Origin of the sequence: Acinetobacter sp. ANC 4558 (genome assembly GCF_002135375.1) — a bacterium.
Classification (GTDB): domain Bacteria; phylum Pseudomonadota; class Gammaproteobacteria; order Pseudomonadales; family Moraxellaceae; genus Acinetobacter.
The window spans coordinates 120,657-139,412 of sequence record NZ_NEGH01000007.1 but is presented as its reverse complement, the minus strand read 5'-3'; the positions used below and the strand labels follow the sequence as shown (position 1 = coordinate 139,412).

Below are 18,756 nucleotides of genomic sequence, written 5' to 3'. Positions count from 1 at the left end.
TACGAAAGAGTTACATCTCTTTTATATTATGCGACTTAAGAGTACTTCCTCAAGTAGAATAATTTTGTGATTTTGTTAAGCTAAAATGGTGACACAGTTTTCATTTTGATTTTCAAAAGTCTTTTATTTATAAGGGTTACAGCATTTTTTATTGACATGTTTTGTATTAAAAACAGGCAATAAAGTTAAAATATAAAATTTAGCCGTAACATTTTGTAACTAAAGTCATTGTGAATACATGAATTACTATATTTAATTTTATTCACATAAATAATATTTTATCTAAAGAATATAAAAATATATTTGTAACATGTGTATTATTGACACCATACTTTAACTTACATTTAAAATAAAGATCTTAAGTTTATTAAAATGAGAACATTCTATTAATATAACAAATTTTATTTTAAATATAGTGGGAGGAACGTAAATCATTTAGTTTTTTATTTATATTTTTATAGCTTATGTTATTTTATATAATAAATAAATTTAAATAGCGTTTAATAAGTATAGTGATTTATTTTAAATAATGCTATTAGATTAAAGTATTAATACGAACTTTATAAATAAATGAGCTTGAATAAAAAGTAACAATTGGTTCATATATTGTGAAGTCATTTTTTATGTAACGGTATTTTATATTGCTGATTTTACTGTTATGAATTGTTTTAGTGATTGAGTTAAACGGCAATCAACACAATACGGATGATGAAAAAGAATAGAGTATTAAATGGACTTAATTTTTTAAAGGTTTTGAGTTTTCAAGTGATGCTATTGGAATATTGTGAGATGTTGGAAAAATCACTGGTATTATAGTCGAATGTCACTTAGGTAGGCATAATAGCAACATGTTGTCATTGTTAATATAGATATGTCTTTTGCACTTAAACCGACTGATCGAATTGTTCTTGAAGTTTCACCGCAACATCAAAAGTTAAACCGTTTGATTGATGAAATTGAACAACAAAAATTGTTGTTAGGCGCTTGGCAACAGGCTCAAGAAGACATTCGTAATTATAGTCAAAACGCATTAATGCCAGCATATCGTGCCTTATATACTGTATGGTTTGAACAAATGCAGATGCTTTGGAAAGGTTTAAGTTGTTATCATTTAAATCAGTCTGATATTGCACAAGTAGACAATAAAATTGGGTCTTTAGCACGTCTTTTAAAAAATTCTAGAATGTTGAATCAAACTCAAGTAGATGAAGTGAATCAGTTATTTACATATTATGAACAAGCTGAAGAATATGCACAGAATAAGAAAAATAGAAAGAACATAGGGGAATGTATAGAAGATTCAACTCAAGCTCGCGCAGATGAAGTGTTTGAAGATTGGAATACTGATGAATATGTGCAAGCGAAAGCGCAGGCAAAGCAAAAACGTGAGCAAGATAAACAAATGAAAGCTGAAAAGTTAGTGGGGCAATCGCTTAAGACGGTATATTTAAAAATTGCTTCGATGATTCACCCAGACCGTGAGCTCGATGAAAATAAAAAGATAGAAAAAACTGAAATTTTACAACGTGTCAATGAAGCCTATGAACAGGAAGATTTATTCTTTTTACTCAAGCTTCAATTGGAAGTCGAGCAAAGTAAAAATGGCTCAAATAATGCTTTAAGTAACGAGAAAATCAAATTTTACCAACAGGCTTTGGAAGCACAAAGCCAAACGTTAAAAAAACAGATTCAAGAACTCATTGATTCTTTAGTCTGGTCAGAGAAAGCCAAAATTGCAGTGCAGAAGTCGAAAGGTCAATTGAATATTGAACAGTTATATAAGCAAATTGATGCAGATGTTTCTGTAGTGAAGCAGCAATTAAAAGCTGAAAAGCAACGCCTGCTGTATATGGGTAAAGAGAGTGGATTAGAGATGTTGTTGGAGCATCAGGTTTTGTAGTTTTTAAAAGCACCTCTCCCTAACCCTCTCCTGATAGGAGAAGGTGTTTTTATTGATTATTAACAATAGTAGGATTCACAAAGATTACTCTCTCCTAATGTGGAGGTAAACGTTAAACTTTATTTTTTCCAGACAAAAAATTTAGACCTAACAAAGAAATTTTGTCTTCTTCAGTACCTAGCTTTACCCCCCAACGTTTTTCCAAAAAATTTAATAATGTAATTCCACGATCTAAAATATTATCAGGAGTCCATATTGAAAATTTTGATACTTCATTTTCTGCATAGCAACCAAAACGATAGCCAATAAATGAACCCTCTTTGCCATTTATTTTGTCTTTAAATGGTTTGTTAGATAAAGATGAGTTTTTAGGTTGAGATAATGGAAGCAAATTACCTAAACTGTTTCTTAAAATTTTCTTTTCTTTTGCATGAAAATCTTTAAATATAGCCCATTCAGCTGATCTTGTATTTTGTGGGTAAATATGTTCAATAGTTATAAAGTCTTTTTCGAAATTTTCAGTGAATTCAGACCAATTAATCTTAGATCTTTCAGTTTTCGATTTATGTTGTAATGAAAGATTATATTCGAATAAAAAATGCCTTATCATATCCCACTCATAAAAATTATGGTTTTTAAGAGTTTGTTTTAAAATAGGCAGTAGACTTTCACTTTTTATTTTGCTAGAAATTTCGTTCAGATTTAAGGTTAATTGAGCCGCTTCAATATCTTCATTTTTAAAATCATTGCATAATTTTAATACTAGAGATTGTATGGTCCTAAATTTACTATAATTTTTTATAACGTACCGATCAGTTATATTTATGAGGAAAGAAAATCTCTCTATCGTTTTAAGGAATTCAATTCTAGTTAATTCATTTTGAACCTTTTGCATAAATAATAATACTAAAGGTCTAAAATAAATTGAGTCAATTCTATTGATCTTATCCAAATATATTTTTTCTTCGTCTGAATAGTTAGAATCCATAGGATTCCAAATATTATACCAAGTTTCTACACTTTCTTGTAGCGATTGGGTATATTCAAATATATAGTTTAAATCAATTTTATTTTCATCATTCAAATAAACATTTTCTGAAGTAAATTTTTGCTCCAATAATCCCTGAGTGTAAAAATCACCATGATGGCTATATTGGGGAGCTCGAATACCAATAAAACCTTCACTATCTGTTTTTAATAAGTTTGACCCAAAATGTATAAGGTAGTGATATTGAAGAAATAAATCATCAGCGAGTGGTTTATCCTTATTTCTTCCTAGGTTATGATAAATAGATTTCCAACAATCATTAATAGTTTTTCTAAGTTGTTTTTTATCATCTTCGTCATCATCTAACTTTAATGATAAAAAAATTAAACGATTTTTTAATAACTCCAAATAACTAAGTGGCTTACCACGATTATTCATTGTCTCAAAAGCAACACATACATCTACTTCTTGTGTAATTGTAAATGTATTAAATAACAATTGTTGAGTGATTTTCTTGTATAAATTCTCAAGTTTTTCTGTTCCATAATCTTTAATTTTTTCTATAAAGTAATTTTTTGCAAAAAGAAGATTTTGTGTATAAATAGTTTCTTTGAATGAATTATTTGATATTTTTTCACCAAAAATTTGAGTTATCAAAAATTCATAGCTTGGATTATCATGTTCGTAACCAAATATATAAGAGCGCGTTATTTTTTTATCTTTAGACTCATAAATAAATCTTTTTATAATATCATCTTTAGTTGTAAAATTTAAAAGCTCATCATCTGGTATCTTTTCTAAAATACATTGAATTAAGATTATAGAAGTAGTTAGCCTTTGTTACCCATCGACAATATAATATGGCGTATAACTTCTTGAATTTATTATCCAATAATCATTATCCCATTTCGTATAAATATTTTCAGGGACAATTTCTAATGTTACTACGCCTGTGTAATGATTTTCTCTTTCTTTAATTTGTTTTAAATCATTCCAGAAATCTTTAAGCTGCTTTTCTGTCCAAGCATATCCTCGTTGATAATCTGGAATACGAAAAATACAGTCGCTGAATATTTGTGCTAATGTTTGTAATTGATTTTGCATATTAAAAATAAAGAGCTGAATAATCAACTCTTTATACTTGTTATTTAATGAATAATCAATGAATTAAAGCGCTGAAATTTGCTCCATATTGGCTTTAATCTTCGCTAATTGGTCAGCAAACTCAGCAAGTTTCACTTTTTCGCCTTCAACCACAGCAGCAGGAGCTTTTGCGACAAAACCTTCATTCGAAAGTTTAGTTGCAATTTGGTCATGCTGTTTTTGAACCTTGTCGAAGTCTTTTTGTAGACGCCCCAATTCAGCTTTCGGATCAATTAAACCCTTCATTGGAACAAATACAGAGACATGACCCACTACAGAAGATGAAGACAATGGTGGTTGTTCAGCATTTGAGAGGAACGTAATACTTTCAACTTTAGCTAAAGCTTTAACTAATGGCTCGATACGTGCAATTTGTGCTTTTTCAGCATCTGTCGTGTTTTGAAGCAATACAGGTAATAAACGTGCATTGCCTAAGCCCATTTCACCACGAATATTACGTACAGCACCAATTAAACCTTGTAGCCATTGCATATCTGCTTCAGCTTGTTCATTGATTTTTTCTTGATCTGCAACTGGGTATTGCGCAAGCATAATAGTTTCGCCACCAAGTCCGATCATTGGTGCAAGTGTTTGCCAAATTTCTTCAGTCAAATACGGCATAATTGGGTGTGCAAGGCGTAAAGATGCTTCCATAACGGCCAATAACACACGACGAACTTCAGCTTTACGTTCTTCAGATACATGTTCATCGTTTAGAACGGGTTTAGTCAGTTCAACATACCAATCACAATATTCATTCCAAATGAATTCATAAATGGCTTGAGCTGCTAAGTCTAAACGATAAGTAGCAAATGCTTGTTGAACAGCAGCTTCTGCTTTTTGTAAACGACTGATAATCCACTGTTCAGGTAATTCCCATAAGTCAGGACGGGCAGTTTGACCAACAGTTTGACCTTCAACATTCATGAGGACAAAGCGTGTACCGTTCCAAATTTTATTGGCAAAGTTACGGTAACCTTCAATGCGTTTCATATCAAACTTGATATCACGCCCTGTCGTGGCTAGTGCACAATATGTAAAACGAAGTGCATCGGTACCGTAAGCTTGAATACCTTCAGGAAATTCTTTGCGTGTCGATTTTTCAATTTTTGTGGCTTGTTTTGGATTCATTAACCCTGTTGTACGTTTTTGTACTAAGGTTTCAAGATCAACACCATCAATTAAATCTAAGGGATCAAGTACGTTCCCTTTAGATTTTGACATTTTTTGACCTTCGCCATCACGAACTAAACCATGTACATAGACTGTTTTAAATGGAACTTGTGGTGTGCCATCTTCATTCTTCATAAAGTGCAACGTAAACATGATCATACGTGCAACCCAGAAGAAAATAATATCAAAACCAGTCACTAAAACATCTGTAGGATGGAAGGTATTTAAGAAATAGTTTTCTTTGTCTTTTGCTTCATCACCTGTCCAACCTAATGTTGAGAATGTCCAAAGTGCAGAAGAGAACCATGTATCTAAAACATCTTCATCTTGGCTGAGTGTAAGATTTTCAGGTAAATTGTGTTTCGCTCGAACTTCAGCTTCATCACGACCAACATAAATGTTGCCCTCAGCATCGTACCATGCAGGAATACGATGTCCCCACCATAATTGACGAGAGATACACCAGTCTTGAATGTTATTCATCCAAGACATATACATATTGCTGTATTGTTCTGGAACAAATTTAATATCACCTTCTTTGACTGCTTTAATTGCAGGTTCAGCAAGCGGTGCAATTTTAACGTACCATTGATCGGTCAGCAGCGGTTCAACAATAACACCAGAACGATCACCACGAGGGGGCTTTAGGGTATAAGGTTGAATTTGTTCTAACCAGCCTTCAGCTTCCGCTTGTTCAACTAATTTTTTACGTGCAGCAAAACGTTCTAAACCAATATAATCCGCAGGAGCAGGAATGGTTTTAGAAATTTGCTCACCTGCTTTGGTAATGTATTCAAATTCAGCTAAGATTTCTGCATTTTTGTTGAAGATGTTAATAATTTCAAGTTCACAACGCTTACCGACGTCGTAGTCATTAAAGTCATGGGCAGGAGTAATTTTCACACAACCTGTACCAAACTCTTTTTCAACATATTCATCTTGTACAATCGCAACGGCACGACCTGTAATTGGTAAAATAATATTTTTACCTACTAGATGTGTGTAACGTTCATCATCTGGTGCTACAGCAACCGCTGTATCGCCTAATAATGTTTCTGGACGCGTGGTTGCAACGACAATATAATCTTTACCATCGTGGGTACGAAGTGTTTTATCTTCAAAGAAATATTTAAAATGCCACAAAGAACCTTGTTCTTCTTTATCACTTTCTACTTCTAAATCTGAAAGGGCGGTTTGTAGTTTAGGATCCCAGTTTACTAAACGCTTGCCACGATAAATTAAGCCATCTTCATGAAGTTTTACAAAAACTTCTTTAACTGCATTAGATAAGCCTTCGTCCATGGTAAAACGTTCACGTGACCAATCTACAGAAGAACCTAAACGACGAATTTGATTGGTAATATTCCCGCCCGATTGTTCTTTCCATTCCCAGACTTTTTCTATAAATTTTTCGCGTCCTAGGTCATGACGACTAATGTTTTGAGCTCCTAATTGGCGCTCAACAATCATTTGCGTTGCAATACCAGCATGGTCAGTACCAGGCTGCCATAATGTATTTTTACCTGACATGCGGTTATAACGTGTTAGGGCATCCATAATGGCATTGTTAAAACCATGACCCATGTGCAAGTTACCAGTGACATTTGGTGGTGGAATCATGATACAAAATGAATCACCTTGGTTTGAAGGTTTAAAGTAACCTTTATCTTCCCAAGTTTTATACCATTTTTTTTCGATCTCAGTAGGATCGTAAGTCGTAGCAATATTTTGCGCAGAATTAGTCATAGTCGGAACAGATTAAAAGTGAATGAAAAATTAGAACTATTGTAGCAAAAAAAATGACATCTTAGTCATGTGTGCACGATGTTAAATATTGACAACGAAAAGTAGGAAAAAAGTGCGTTCTATGCCATAAAGAGTAAAGGAGATTTGAATTGATATTTATGATGGGAATTGGAGGGATGTAAGTGAGTTATTGGATTTATATAAAATTGCAGGATCAAACATTTCACAAATTTCAAGAAATATATCAGCAATTACATCAGGGTGAGGAAAGTAATTTAGCGAAGCCACTTGGCGATGTTTTAACAGAAATTTCCTGTGAAGTGATTGATCAAGTTTTTAGTGTGATTACCGCGCAAAACTTTAAAGGTGTGGGTGAAACAGAACATACACTGGAACAGATTACCAATAATTTAAAAAAATATATGCCTTGGTCAATTTCATTGTTTAGTAATGAACGTTTATTGCCAATGGTTACATATATTTATAAACAGATGGAAGAGCAAGAGGGAGATTGGTTTTTAACCTATCCTTTAGATGAGGCTTTGGCTTTAGATGCTTTAAATTGTGTCGCACAGTTAGACTTGGGTAACACACTTTTTATTCGTCAAACTTTTGATATATTTTTAAAAATTATTGATGAGGGCGTAACTTGTTTAATCCGTGAACCGAAAAAAATGTTGAAGTTTAATTTGGTGGTTGATAAAACGTTAAATGGGGTGATTAATTTAACCACTCAATTGGGATATAAGAGAATCGATAAAATAGCTGATCATTTTAATGTACAAACATCACAGGCATATTTTCATTATTTTATGGGTTTTTTAAAGAAAATATCTAAAAAATAAAGTTAAATTAAAGCATTGTTATTGATAAGGATAAAGCTATGCCAAAACTTCAGCATTTAGAAAAGAAAGTTGTGTGGATTACGGGTGCATCATCAGGTTTGGGAAAAGCACTTGCACAACAATGTGCAGCATTAGGTGCTGAAGTTATTTTAATGGCACGTCGATTTGAGGAGTTAGAAAAAGTACGTTTATCTTTACTTCATCCTGAACGACATTTGGTGATTACCGCTGATTTAACGAACGAAGTGCAAGTTATAGAGGCCTATCAACGTGTGTTAAGAGATAAAGGACGAATTGATTGGCTGATTAATAATGCAGGACTGAGTCAACGAGCGCTGATTAGTGAAACGAGTATGCAGACCGAGCGTAAGATTATGGAGGTTGATTATTTTTCTCAAATTTTTCTCACGAAACTTGTTTTACCGACACTTTTAGAGCAAAAGTCTGGTCGTGTGATTTTTGTATCGAGTGTGGCTGGATTATTAGGAACACAATATCGCGCGAGTTATTCTGCGGCAAAAGCTGCAATTCATATGTGGGCCAATAGCTTACGTGCAGAAGTGGCAGATCAAGGTGTTGATGTATCCGTCATTTTCCCTGGCTTCGTTAAAACTGATGTGTCATTTAATGCATTGAATGGTGCTGGTCAACCCCAAGGTCATCAAGATGAAGCCATTGAAAATGGTTTAGAAGCAGAAGAATTTGCCCAAATATCAATGAAAGCATTATTAAATGGTCAAGAATATATTGTGGTCGGTGGAGCTAAAGAATTGTTAGGTACATGGATTTCTAGAGTGTCACCAAGTACATTGTATAAAATGATTAGAAAAGCAAAAGTGAAATAATATTTTAAGTACAATAGAATCGATATAAATATTGAAGCAATTAAAACATCAAAAGCTCACCGAAGTGAGCTTTTGAAGAGTAAATTATAATTTACGATGTTTATTCGTATTTAAATCTTATTGTGCATCTTGCTTAGTCGATGTTGCTTTTACACCACCACCAAGAGATTTATATAACTCAACTTGGTTGTTTAAATTGGCTTGTTCAAGCAACAATAAACCTTGTTCAGCTGAATAAGATGTGCGCTGTGCATCTAATACACTTAAGTAGCTATCAATACCTGCACGGAAACGTGCATTTGAAAGTTTATAAGTGGTATTTGCTGCATCAACTAAACGACGCTGTGCTGACAAGCGTTCGTTGATATTATAACGAACAGCAAGTGCATCATTGACTTCACTAAAGGCAGACTGAATACTTTTTTCATAGTCAGACAATGCAATTTTTTGATCAATTTCAGCAATTTTAATATTGCTACGGCGCGTGCCCCAGTCAAAAATTGGAAGATTAAGACTAGGTCCTACAGACCAAACAAAACTACCAGACTTAAATAAATCGCTTAAATCTGTAGATGCATATCCAGCATTACCTGTTAAGGTAATGGTTGGAAATAAGGCTGCTTTTGCTGCACCAATATTGGCACCCATCGCAGACAATTTAAATTCAGCACTACGGATATCAGGACGATTACTTAATAAATCACTTGGTAAACCTGTTCCAATAGAATCAATTTTAGTGACTTGCGTAACACGCTGCGTCGATAATAAATTGTCAGGAACTTGTTGACCAACAAGCAAATTTAACGCATTTTTTGCTTGAGCAACTTGTGTTTTGTAATTACCAACATCACTGCGTGCAGTTTCAACAGAAATTTGGGCTTGACGTACTGAAAGTTCATTATCAATACCGATATCAAAGCGTTTTTTGTTGAGATTGTATGCTTCTTGCTGACTTTGTAAGGTTTTTTCAGCCAATTGCAAATTTGCATTGGCATAAGAATAACTTAACCATGCTTGAGTAACTTGACTGATCAGCGCAATTTGCGTTGCATCGCGTGCACTTTGGGTCGCAAGATAATTATCTAAAGCACTATCTTTAAGACTACGGACACGCCCCCAAAAATCTAGCTCATAGGCAGTTACCCCTAATCCCACATTATATGAGGTATAAGGAGAGCTTGCAGTTACAGTATCTTGACGTAAGACACTGCCACTTGCACCAATGGTTGGCAACTGGTTGTTTCTAGAGATTTGGTATTGTTCTTGAGTACGCTCAATGTTTAAAGCAGCAGTACGTAGATCACGGTTATTTTTAAGGGCCATATCAATGACTTGAAGCAAACGTGTGTCTGCAAAGAAATCGGTATAACCTTGTTCAGCAATGGAATTACCAGAAGCATTAGTATAATTGCTAGGTATATTTGCCTGTACTACGGGCTCTGGGCCACGCATGCTTTGACATGCAGTCAAAGCAAGCGCAAGTGCAGAAACCGCAATGCTACGACCTGAAATAGACCATACTTTTTGCATCACGATGATTGCTCCTGATTATTTAATTTTTTAGGTTTGTACTTAAATATACTTCTAATCCAAACGAAGAATACTGGAATAAAGAAGATACCAAGTAAAGTTGAAGAAAGTACGCCACCTAATACACCATAACCTACTGAGTTTTGGCTACCAGCACCAGCACCTGTACTTAGTGCAAGAGGTAAAACACCAAAGCCGAAGGCAAGGGTGGTCATGATAATTGGACGTAAACGCATTTTTGCAGCATGCATTGTTGCTTCGAACAATTCTTCACCTTTTTCTTGGAGTTCTTTTGCAAATTCTACAATAAGAATCGCATTCTTTGCAGATAAACCAATGACCGTAATAATCGCAACTTGGAAATAGATGTTATTTGAGAGGTTAGGGTCACTTTTGAGAATCATGGTCACAAATGTGAGTACAACTGCACCAATGACCCCTAAAGGCACAACTAAAATAACAGAGAATGGAATTGACCAACTTTCATAGAGCGCAGCAAGGCATAAGAATACGATCAGTAATGAAAGTGCATAAACAATAGGCGCTTGAGATGATGAGTCTTGAGCATCTAAAGAAATACCGGTCCATTGATAATCGAAACCATGGAAGCCCATAGATGGCAATTTTCCAACAATTTCTTCCATTGCAAGCATAGCATCACCAGAGCTGACGCTCGGCGAATTTGAACCTTGAATGTTAATTGTTGGAACACCATTATAACGTTGAAGTAACGGTGAACCGTAAGTCCATTCGCCTGTCGCAAAGGTAGAGAACGGAACCATTGTATTTTGGTTGTTGCGAACATACCATTGACTTAAGTCATCTGGCATCATACGCGAACTTGCCTCACCTTGGATATAGACTTTCTTCACACGACCGCGGTCAATGAAGTCATTGATATATGCGCCACCCCAAGCAATGCTCATCGTATGGTTAATATCTGCTAAGTTGATACCCATTGCACCAGCAGCAGATTGATCAACATTAATTTGATATTGTGCATTATCACGTTGACCATTTTGACGAACTTGCATTAGGCGAGGATCTTTTGCAGCCATACCAAGAACAGCATCACGTGCTGCATTTAGTTTTTCATGACCATTACCACCAACATCACGTAGTTCTAAGTTAAAACCATCACTTACACCAAGCTCAGGCATTGCAGGTAATTGAATTGGTAAAATGTAAGTTGCCTCTTTAAACAACACATTCATAATCATACTACGTTGAATGACTGCACCAATTTGAGTTTCAGGTGTAGTACGATCTTTCCAATCTTTAAGCTGAATGAAGGCAACACCAACGTTTTGGCCTACACCTGAGAAAGAGAAGCCTGAAACACTAAAGACTGATTCAACTGCATCTTTTTCTTTCTCTCGATAATAAGCACTCATTTGGTCAACGACTTTTTCAGTACGTTGTAATGAAGCATTATCTGGTAATTGTACAAGGGTAATAATTACACCTTGGTCTTCACTTGGTAGATAAGCGGATGGAAGCTTGTTAATCAATAGAACAATAATACCAATAACAGCAACATAAAGTAGTCCAGAGAAGACTTTATGGTGCGTCATACGGTTGACACCATTTTGGTAACGTTGGCTCAGGTTTTCAAATGATTTATTAAACCATCTAAAGAAGCGTGCTGGTAAACTATTGCTTTGTTTTACATCTGGATTATGTGGTTTTAAAAGTGTCGCACATAATGCTGGTGTAAAAGTTAATGCAATTAACAATGAAAGAATCATTGCAGTAACAAGTGTAATCGAGAATTGTCTGTAAATGACACCAGTCGTTCCATCAAAGAACGCCATTGGAATAAATACAGCAGAAAGAACACTCGTAATACCCACTAATGCGCCAGAAATTTGTTTCATAGAAACTTCTGTTGCATGTACAGGATCAAGATGATCTTCTTGAATCACACGCTCAACGTTCTCAACAACAACAATTGCATCATCGACCAGAAGACCAATGGCAAGAACCATGGCAAACATGGTCAGCGTATTAATTGAGAAACCAAATACATTAATAACTGCAAATGTTCCTAGTACAACGACAGGCACTGCAAGTGTTGGAATAATCGTTGCACGCCAGTTTTGTAAGAATAAGAACATGACTAAGAATACAAGTACAATAGCTTCAATCAGCGTATGTACAACGTTTTCAATAGAAATTTTAATGAATGGTGTAGTATCAAAAGCAATCGTATCTTTTAAGCCTTCTGGATAGTTGGCACGTAAAAGTTCTAATTGCTTTTCAACCGCTACAGCTGTGTCTAGTGCATTTGCACCAGTTGAAAGCTTAATTGCAACACCACCAGCAGCTTGACCATTGAATTTAGAATCAAATTGATAGTCTTGCGCACCAAGTTCAACACGGGCAACATCGCCTAGGCGAACTTGTGCACCACTGCTGGTATTTTTAAGAAAGATATCTCTAAACTGCTCAGGTGTTTGTAGTAAGCTTTGAGCGTTAACCGTTGCATTCAGGACTTGACCTTTAACGGCTGGTGCTCCACCAATTTGGCCTACAGCAACTTGCGCATTTTGCGCTGATACAGCATTAGAAACGTCTGTTGGTGTTAGTTGGAAGCTTGCTAATTTCTCTGGATCTAACCAAATTCGAATTGCATAGTAACTACCAAAGACCTGTACTTCACCAACGCCTGCAACACGGCTAAGCGGTTCAGAAAGATAAGAGTTTACATAGTCTTTAATGTCTTCAGCAGACATTCTTCCATCATCAGAGTGGAATGCAATAACCTGTAAGAAACTTGCACCAGACTTAGTAACTTTCACCCCTTGACGTTGAACTTCTTGCGGTAAAAGTGCGGTTGCAGATTGAAGTTTGTTTTGTACTTGAACTTGTGCAATATCTGGATCTACACCTTGCTCAAATGTGACTTCAATGGATGCTTGACCGTTACCGTAACTACTTGATGAGATATAACGTAATCCATCAAGACCATTCATTTGTTGTTCAATGATCTGAGTTACAGTGTCTTCAACAGTCTTTGCTGATGCACCTGGGTAAGTTGCAGAAATAGTGACTGTAGGCGGTGCTACAGTTGGATATTGTGCAATAGGCATTTTAATGAGCGAGAGAATCCCCGCTAACATAATGACTAATGCAATCACCCATGCAAAAATAGGGCGATGAATAAAAAATTGAGCCATTCAGTCTACCCCTTATGTGTTTGAAGTAGCTTTTTGTTCAGGTTTAGCCTCTGCTTGTTTTGCAGGTTGAGCACCTTGTGATGGTGCGGCTTGTGGTTGATAAGGCTTAGCAACGACCTGTTGTTCAGGTCTAACTTTTGCAATACCGTCTACAATGACTTTGTCACCTGTATTTAAGCCTTGAGTTACAATCCAGTTTTGGCCTTGTGTACCTGCTGTCGTGATAGGGCGTGACTCAACTTGTCCTTTTGCATTAACCAACATTGCCATAGCTTGGCCAGTTGGTGTACGTGAAACTGCAACTTGAGGGATCAAATAAGCATTTGGAATAACGCCTTGTACAATTTGTGCGTTGACAAACATCCCAGGTAATAATTCAGATTGAGGATTATTAAAGGTTGCACGTAAAAGTATTGTTCCAGTGTCTTGGTTAACGCTTGCATTAGAGAATGCTAAACGACCTTCTACAGGATAATAGCTGCCATCTTCAAGCTTTAATTTAACAGTTGGATTGGAGCTATTATCAATACTGCCTTGTTGCAATTGCTTACGTAAACGTAATAGCTCAGCACTTGATTGGTTAATATCAACATAAATTGGGTTTAAACGTTGAATAGTAACTAATGGATCTGCTTGATTTGCAGTAACTAATGCTCCAACTGTAACCGTTGAACGGTTCGTTTGACCAGAAATAGGTGCTCGAATCGTTGAGTAGCCTAAATTGATTTCTGCATTTTTTACTTGAGCTCTTGACGAAGTGACATCTGCTTCAGCAAGTTTTACTTGCGTAACCGCATTATCATATTCTTGTTTTGAAATTGCATTCGAACTTACTAATTGACGATAACGATTTTCTGTTACACGTAACATACTTAAATTCGCGAGCTGACGGTTCAATGTCGCTTTTGCATTTTCTAAATCTGCATTATTGGTTCGAGCATCTAATTGATATAATGCTTGACCTTCGTGAACATAACTACCTTCAACAAATAAGCGTTTTAGAATGACACCGCTTGTTTGCGGACGAACTTCAGATATTTCAAAGGCTGAAGTACGACCTGAAAGCTCTACTGTTTGTTCAACACTTTGTGGCTGAGCAACAATAACACCAACTTCAGTTGGTGGCATTTGTTGGGCAGCCGCTGCTTGCTTAGCGTCTTTTTGATCTTTGCTACAACCAACAAGTGCAATACTTGTTGCTAATGCGCAAGCAGTTAGGGCTGGCGCCCAAAACTTTGCCGACATCATTCTTCCACCTCGATTAGATTTTATCTAAAACTAAAAAATTTTGTACTATCTAACTTGATGAAGATTAGATAGATCACTGAAACATATACTAAACTCATACCCCAGCCAGCTAAAACGTCAGATGGGTAATGTACACCTAAATAAATACGAGAAACCCCCATGACTATCATCCAAATGACAGAACAGAGAAGAATCATTCTATATTTGGGAGATTGCATATTGGTATAGATTGCTAAACATCCTATTGCTGCAGCATATGCACTATGCGCACTAGGGAAGGAAGAACCAAATACCTCTACAAGATGATACATTTCTGGTGGACGAGACTTAGATATCATAAATTTCAATATCCACGCAAACGTAACGCTTCCAAAAAATCCGATACAGATGAACATGATTTTTTTGTATTTTTTTAATAACTTAGCATAAAAACAGCATAACGTTATTATAAATGATACAAAAGGTAGAGCACCAATAAATGACAATATCGTAGAAATTTCATTTAATTTTTGTGTTCTATGGTGACTAAACCATTCCACTGTTACTAAATCTATAGTATATAAAAAGTGCATATTCAGTATTAAATAACTACAAATTAACAAAAAAAAGCCGAGAACAATTAAATAAATTGGCACACGATAATCCTGCAATTTGTAATTAATTAGAAGATGACTAATTAAACTGAATAAAGTGTACCCATCAGTACACTTTATTTCAAGCATCGATATCTCATGTAAGTAAAAAAAATTATTTTTTTATTTTATACGTTTGCTATTTCTTATGATCAACCAAGCTTATTGCTGTTCATCTAATTGTAGATTTTTCTTAGGGGGCCAAAAGAAATCTATGGGTCTTGTTAAAAAGTGGGTAAGTACGAGTTTGGCTAAAGGTTTCCATTGTTCAAAGCGAACACGTCTAGCGCGTAAAGCAACTATAATGGTCAGGGTAAAGCTTACAAATAAGTTGGTTAAGCCAATGAGTAAAACACCTAAGAACGAAATAATAATTAAACCAATATCGGGCGAATCATTGATATTGATTAGTCCTTGAATAAAGTTAGCAGAAGCGAAAGCAATATGGCGAATGTCTAGCGGTAAACCTAAAATATAACCGATGGTTCCCATGCTACCGAGCATAATTCCAAAAAGGAAGTTCCCCGCTAATGCACCTAGATTGCGTTCAATATAATGTGAAAATTTATCTAAACGAGCTTGTCCTAAATATCGTTTTAAACGTTGATCCGCTTGAATACGAGGACCAATTTTTCGATAAACCGCCATATTGTCATAATAGCCTGCAAGTAATCCTGAGAAAAATAAACAAATTCCTGCAATGGCTGCGTGCGGTATGGCTAAAGAGGTAAATGGGTTTAAATCATGTAGAGATTTTGCCGCTTTAGCATGGGTTAATAAGGGTTCATGCAGTGCCATATCCCAGAACAAGGCGATGAATGCTGCTACAGGAATTGCAATGGAAATATTTCCTAATATTGCAATAAACTGGGTTCGGATGATGTTAATAATCAGTGCTGCAAGTTCTGCAATTTGTGCCGTTTTTGAACCTTTACGATGGTGAACCGTTGAGGCTAGCGCTGCGGCAGTCATCGCTGGTTGTTTGGTTGCAACTGTAAAATGTAAAACATGAATCAGCATGAAGCCTAAAGAATAGTTCATGCTGTATGAAAAGGCTTGCATGAGGGGAGCAAGTGTAACTCTTGCCATTAATGTTTTAAGGGTTGCCATGCACGCGATAATAATTCCAGCACCTGCAGCAGATCTGTACATTCCCCAGAAGCCTTTTTTATCAGTACTTACGTAATGCTCACCCGTTTTACTTGCATTTTCTGTGACTTGTAAGGCAATAAGTTCACTATTCGTTGCGAGTAATGAACGCACGCTTGTTTCATTGTAAATGGCAGTGGTGGTATCTGTGAGTAATTGCCCCAACGAGGGATAGCGAACTTCATTTTTTTCAACAATGAGGTTGAGAATAATTTCAATACGATCTAAACATTGTTCTAGCAATGAAAGTAAGTAGGTCAGACTAATACTCACGCCAATACGTTTAGTTGCTCGACGAATTTTATATACAACATCACGACATTGTTCAAGCATCACCATCGCTTGCGATGCATCAGGTGGAATGATTGCATTGATTTGATCATGGTGATGATGCAATATTTTATATTGCTGAATAAATTCAATAATTTCTCGGTTTTGAACCAGAAAGGGCGATTCATATTCAGTGAGTTCAGGGTAGGCATTAATAAATTCTGGATATAATCCAATGCCACTGACTCGATAGGAAAGAACCGTTAAGGCTTTAATCAGATCGGCGTGAATGCTTCTTTTTTCATGTTGATTGGCATGGTTTTGATTGAGAATGCTAAATAATTGTTCCCACTCAGAATCGGTAATATTATCCAACCAATATTGATCACTACGATCATGAAAGACACGTCGGACTAAATCTTGAAGTTGATTTGAATCGTTAATGAGGGGGAGGAAATGTGCATTTAAACGTTGAAATAGCTGATTCCAAAATCCATCTAAAGATAGAATTCCAGTATCTGCATAAAGACTAACTTGTTTATATTGACTGATGAGCTTTAAAACAAAACTTTGTAAGGTTATGGCTGAGGTCGGTGTAATTAATAATGTATGTATGAATGCATTAATTTTTTGATGGATCTCATCTGTATCGAATGTATTATTGGGGCGAATTCGATTAATTAAGTCAATCAATAAATTGTCTTCAAGAACAGCATGTTGATCTAGCTGTTCTTGCATTTTTAAGAATAAATCATTCAGTTCAATATGCATAAGTGAATAAAAACGATATTTTATTGAATACGGTCAAGTGCGAGTAAGGCAAGATTTTCGAGCGCTAACCGTGATTGGCTGTCAGGAAGTTGGTGTAAAGCTTCAATGGCTAAAGCAGTTTCTTCTTTCGCACGTTCTCGACAATAATCTAAAGCCCCAGATTTTTGAACAATTTTAATCACTTGTTCTAAATCTGATGTCCCACCAGTGGCAATACTACGACGAATCAGCTCACGCTCTTCGCCAGTTGTATTTTGTAATGCAGAGATTAACGGTAAAGTGGGTTTACCTTCCATTAAATCATCACCAATATTTTTACCTAATGTTTCAGCATCAGAGGTGTAATCTAAAATGTCATCGATAATTTGAAAAGCATTACCAAAATGACCAGCGTAACGTTTTAGAGGTTCACGGTATTGATTTGTTCCTGCAAGAATGGCAGAACCTTCAGTGGCAAGTTCGAATAAGCGAGAGGTTTTTCCATGAATAATATCAAGATATGTTTCTTCAGTTGTTTCTGGTTGATGTTGCGATTGTAATTGTAGTACTTCACCTTCAGCAATTTCACAGGTTCCTGTAGAAAAATCTTTGAGTAAAGTCATATTATCTAAATCAACCAATAAGTCGAATGATCTAGAAATTAAAAAATCACCAACAAGTACAGCGGTTTGATTATTCCATGTTGCATTTGCTGTTGGGCGACCGCGACGTAGACCAGATTCATCAACAACATCATCATGAACCAAGGTTGCAGTATGAAGCATTTCAATTGTTGCTGCGAGTTTGCGATGTTTTTCTAAGTCCTGTACACCACATGCTTTTGCTGCAAGTAAGCACATAATTGGACGCATACGTTTGCCACCAGCTTCAACTACATGTTTACTCACTGCCATAACAAGTGCGACTTTAGAGGTAATCCCTTCATTAATAAATGTATCCATCGTGGCAAAATCAGTGGCAACAGGAGCGAGGATATCTTGCTTAAAATCGATGGCCATGTGAAGGAGAACCTCATTTATTCAATATTAAAAGTTGAAAAGTATAATTTGGTAAGTGAGTCCATAGTATACCGAAAATGAATGTTTACTAAGTTTGTCAAAAAATAATTTTTTAATCTATAACGTTTCACATTATAAAAGCTGAATAACGGTCATTATTTAGATTGTTGTTAAACAAATATGCAGTATTATTCACGAAACGATCATTTTTAGAATAAATAGCATGTTTTGTCTGCTCTTACATACTATGAAATGTGAAGCAAAGCAACTGTTTATAAAGTATTCTCGGGTCTTATGTTAATATTTTCAGCAAATGACTTGTTGTTTGTATGAATATCA

The 18,756-nt window shown here is 35.6% G+C and carries 11 protein-coding genes and 1 pseudogene; 3 read left to right on the top strand and 9 right to left on the bottom strand.

Going from position 1 to position 18,756, the window contains the following annotated elements; genetic code table 11:
* Positions 1-871 precede the first annotated feature (871 nt).
* Positions 872-1,900: a molecular chaperone DnaJ gene (locus B9T31_RS10190; RefSeq protein WP_086181852.1), complete on the top strand. Its 1,029-nt coding sequence runs from the start codon at positions 872-874 to the stop codon at positions 1,898-1,900.
* A 112-nt stretch (positions 1,901-2,012) separates the two neighbouring features.
* Here the strand turns inward: B9T31_RS10190 and B9T31_RS18045 are convergent, their stop codons facing one another.
* The 3 genes and pseudogenes from B9T31_RS18045 to B9T31_RS10175 all read right to left on the bottom strand — a co-directional run bounded on the left by B9T31_RS18045 (position 2,013) and on the right by B9T31_RS10175 (position 6,950).
* Positions 2,013-2,795 (bottom strand): HNH endonuclease family protein, encoded by a 783-nt coding sequence (locus B9T31_RS18045; RefSeq protein WP_228146024.1) that lies wholly within the window; start codon positions 2,793-2,795, stop codon positions 2,013-2,015.
* Between the two features lie 489 nt (positions 2,796-3,284).
* Positions 3,285-3,992 (bottom strand): annotated as a pseudogene (locus B9T31_RS18040) (DUF262 domain-containing protein); the annotation flags it as partial.
* 63 nt (positions 3,993-4,055) lie between these two features.
* Positions 4,056-6,950: a valine--tRNA ligase gene (locus tag B9T31_RS10175; protein WP_086181849.1), complete on the bottom strand. Its 2,895-nt coding sequence runs from the start codon at positions 6,948-6,950 to the stop codon at positions 4,056-4,058.
* Positions 6,951-7,132: 182 nt separating this feature from the next.
* On the opposite strand from B9T31_RS10175, the gene B9T31_RS10170 reads away from it, so the two are divergent.
* Positions 7,133-7,795, top strand: a complete 663-nt coding sequence (locus B9T31_RS10170) for a hypothetical protein (RefSeq protein ID WP_086181848.1) — start codon at positions 7,133-7,135, stop codon at positions 7,793-7,795.
* A 38-nt stretch (positions 7,796-7,833) separates the two neighbouring features.
* The gene (locus B9T31_RS10165) at positions 7,834-8,640 is read left to right on the top strand and encodes an SDR family NAD(P)-dependent oxidoreductase (protein ID WP_086181847.1); all 807 of its coding nucleotides are present in this window, start codon (positions 7,834-7,836) and stop codon (positions 8,638-8,640) included.
* Positions 8,641-8,757: 117 nt separating this feature from the next.
* Here the strand turns inward: B9T31_RS10165 and adeK are convergent, their stop codons facing one another.
* From adeK to sdsA, 6 genes are all read right to left on the bottom strand, one after another.
* Entirely contained in the window at positions 8,758-10,170 is a 1,413-nt protein-coding gene (adeK, locus tag B9T31_RS10160; RefSeq protein WP_086181846.1) for a multidrug efflux RND transporter AdeIJK outer membrane channel subunit AdeK, read from the bottom strand.
* On the bottom strand, positions 10,170-13,349 hold the full coding sequence (locus tag B9T31_RS10155; RefSeq protein WP_086181845.1) for an efflux RND transporter permease subunit: 3,180 nt from the start codon (positions 13,347-13,349) through the stop codon (positions 10,170-10,172). The genes adeK and B9T31_RS10155 overlap by 1 nt, the downstream gene beginning before the upstream one ends.
* Before the next feature lie 12 nt (positions 13,350-13,361).
* Positions 13,362-14,597 carry an efflux RND transporter periplasmic adaptor subunit gene (locus B9T31_RS10150; RefSeq protein WP_086181844.1) on the bottom strand — a complete coding sequence of 412 codons (1,236 nt, stop codon included), beginning with the start codon at positions 14,595-14,597 and terminating at the stop codon, positions 13,362-13,364.
* A 20-nt stretch (positions 14,598-14,617) separates the two neighbouring features.
* Positions 14,618-14,935: a phosphatase PAP2 family protein gene (locus B9T31_RS18035; protein ID WP_228146021.1), complete on the bottom strand. Its 318-nt coding sequence runs from the start codon at positions 14,933-14,935 to the stop codon at positions 14,618-14,620.
* 456 nt (positions 14,936-15,391) lie between these two features.
* Positions 15,392-17,419, bottom strand: coding sequence for a site-specific recombinase (locus B9T31_RS10140; protein ID WP_086181843.1), 2,028 nt, complete (start codon positions 17,417-17,419; stop codon positions 15,392-15,394).
* A 20-nt stretch (positions 17,420-17,439) separates the two neighbouring features.
* Entirely contained in the window at positions 17,440-18,417 is a 978-nt protein-coding gene (gene sdsA / locus B9T31_RS10135; RefSeq protein WP_086181842.1) for an All-trans-nonaprenyl-diphosphate synthase, read from the bottom strand.
* Positions 18,418-18,756: the final 339 nt, after the last annotated feature.

Excerpts from the sequence above, each read along its gene's own strand:
- B9T31_RS10155 (WP_086181845.1), bottom strand. The coding sequence starts at position 13,349 with ATGGCTCAATTTTTTATTCATCGCCCTATTTTTGCATGGGTGATTGCA.
- B9T31_RS10190 (WP_086181852.1), top strand. The coding sequence starts at position 872 with ATGTCTTTTGCACTTAAACCGACTGATCGAATTGTTCTTGAAGTTTCA.
- B9T31_RS10150 (WP_086181844.1), bottom strand. The coding sequence starts at position 14,597 with ATGATGTCGGCAAAGTTTTGGGCGCCAGCCCTAACTGCTTGCGCATTA.
- B9T31_RS18035 (WP_228146021.1), bottom strand. The coding sequence starts at position 14,935 with ATGATATCTAAGTCTCGTCCACCAGAAATGTATCATCTTGTAGAGGTA.
- B9T31_RS10140 (WP_086181843.1), bottom strand. The coding sequence starts at position 17,419 with ATGCATATTGAACTGAATGATTTATTCTTAAAAATGCAAGAACAGCTA.
- B9T31_RS10165 (WP_086181847.1), top strand. The coding sequence starts at position 7,834 with ATGCCAAAACTTCAGCATTTAGAAAAGAAAGTTGTGTGGATTACGGGT.
- B9T31_RS10175 (WP_086181849.1), bottom strand. The coding sequence starts at position 6,950 with ATGACTAATTCTGCGCAAAATATTGCTACGACTTACGATCCTACTGAG.
- B9T31_RS18045 (WP_228146024.1), bottom strand. The coding sequence starts at position 2,795 with ATGCAAAAGGTTCAAAATGAATTAACTAGAATTGAATTCCTTAAAACG.
- sdsA (WP_086181842.1), bottom strand. The coding sequence starts at position 18,417 with ATGGCCATCGATTTTAAGCAAGATATCCTCGCTCCTGTTGCCACTGAT.
- adeK (WP_086181846.1), bottom strand. The coding sequence starts at position 10,170 with ATGCAAAAAGTATGGTCTATTTCAGGTCGTAGCATTGCGGTTTCTGCA.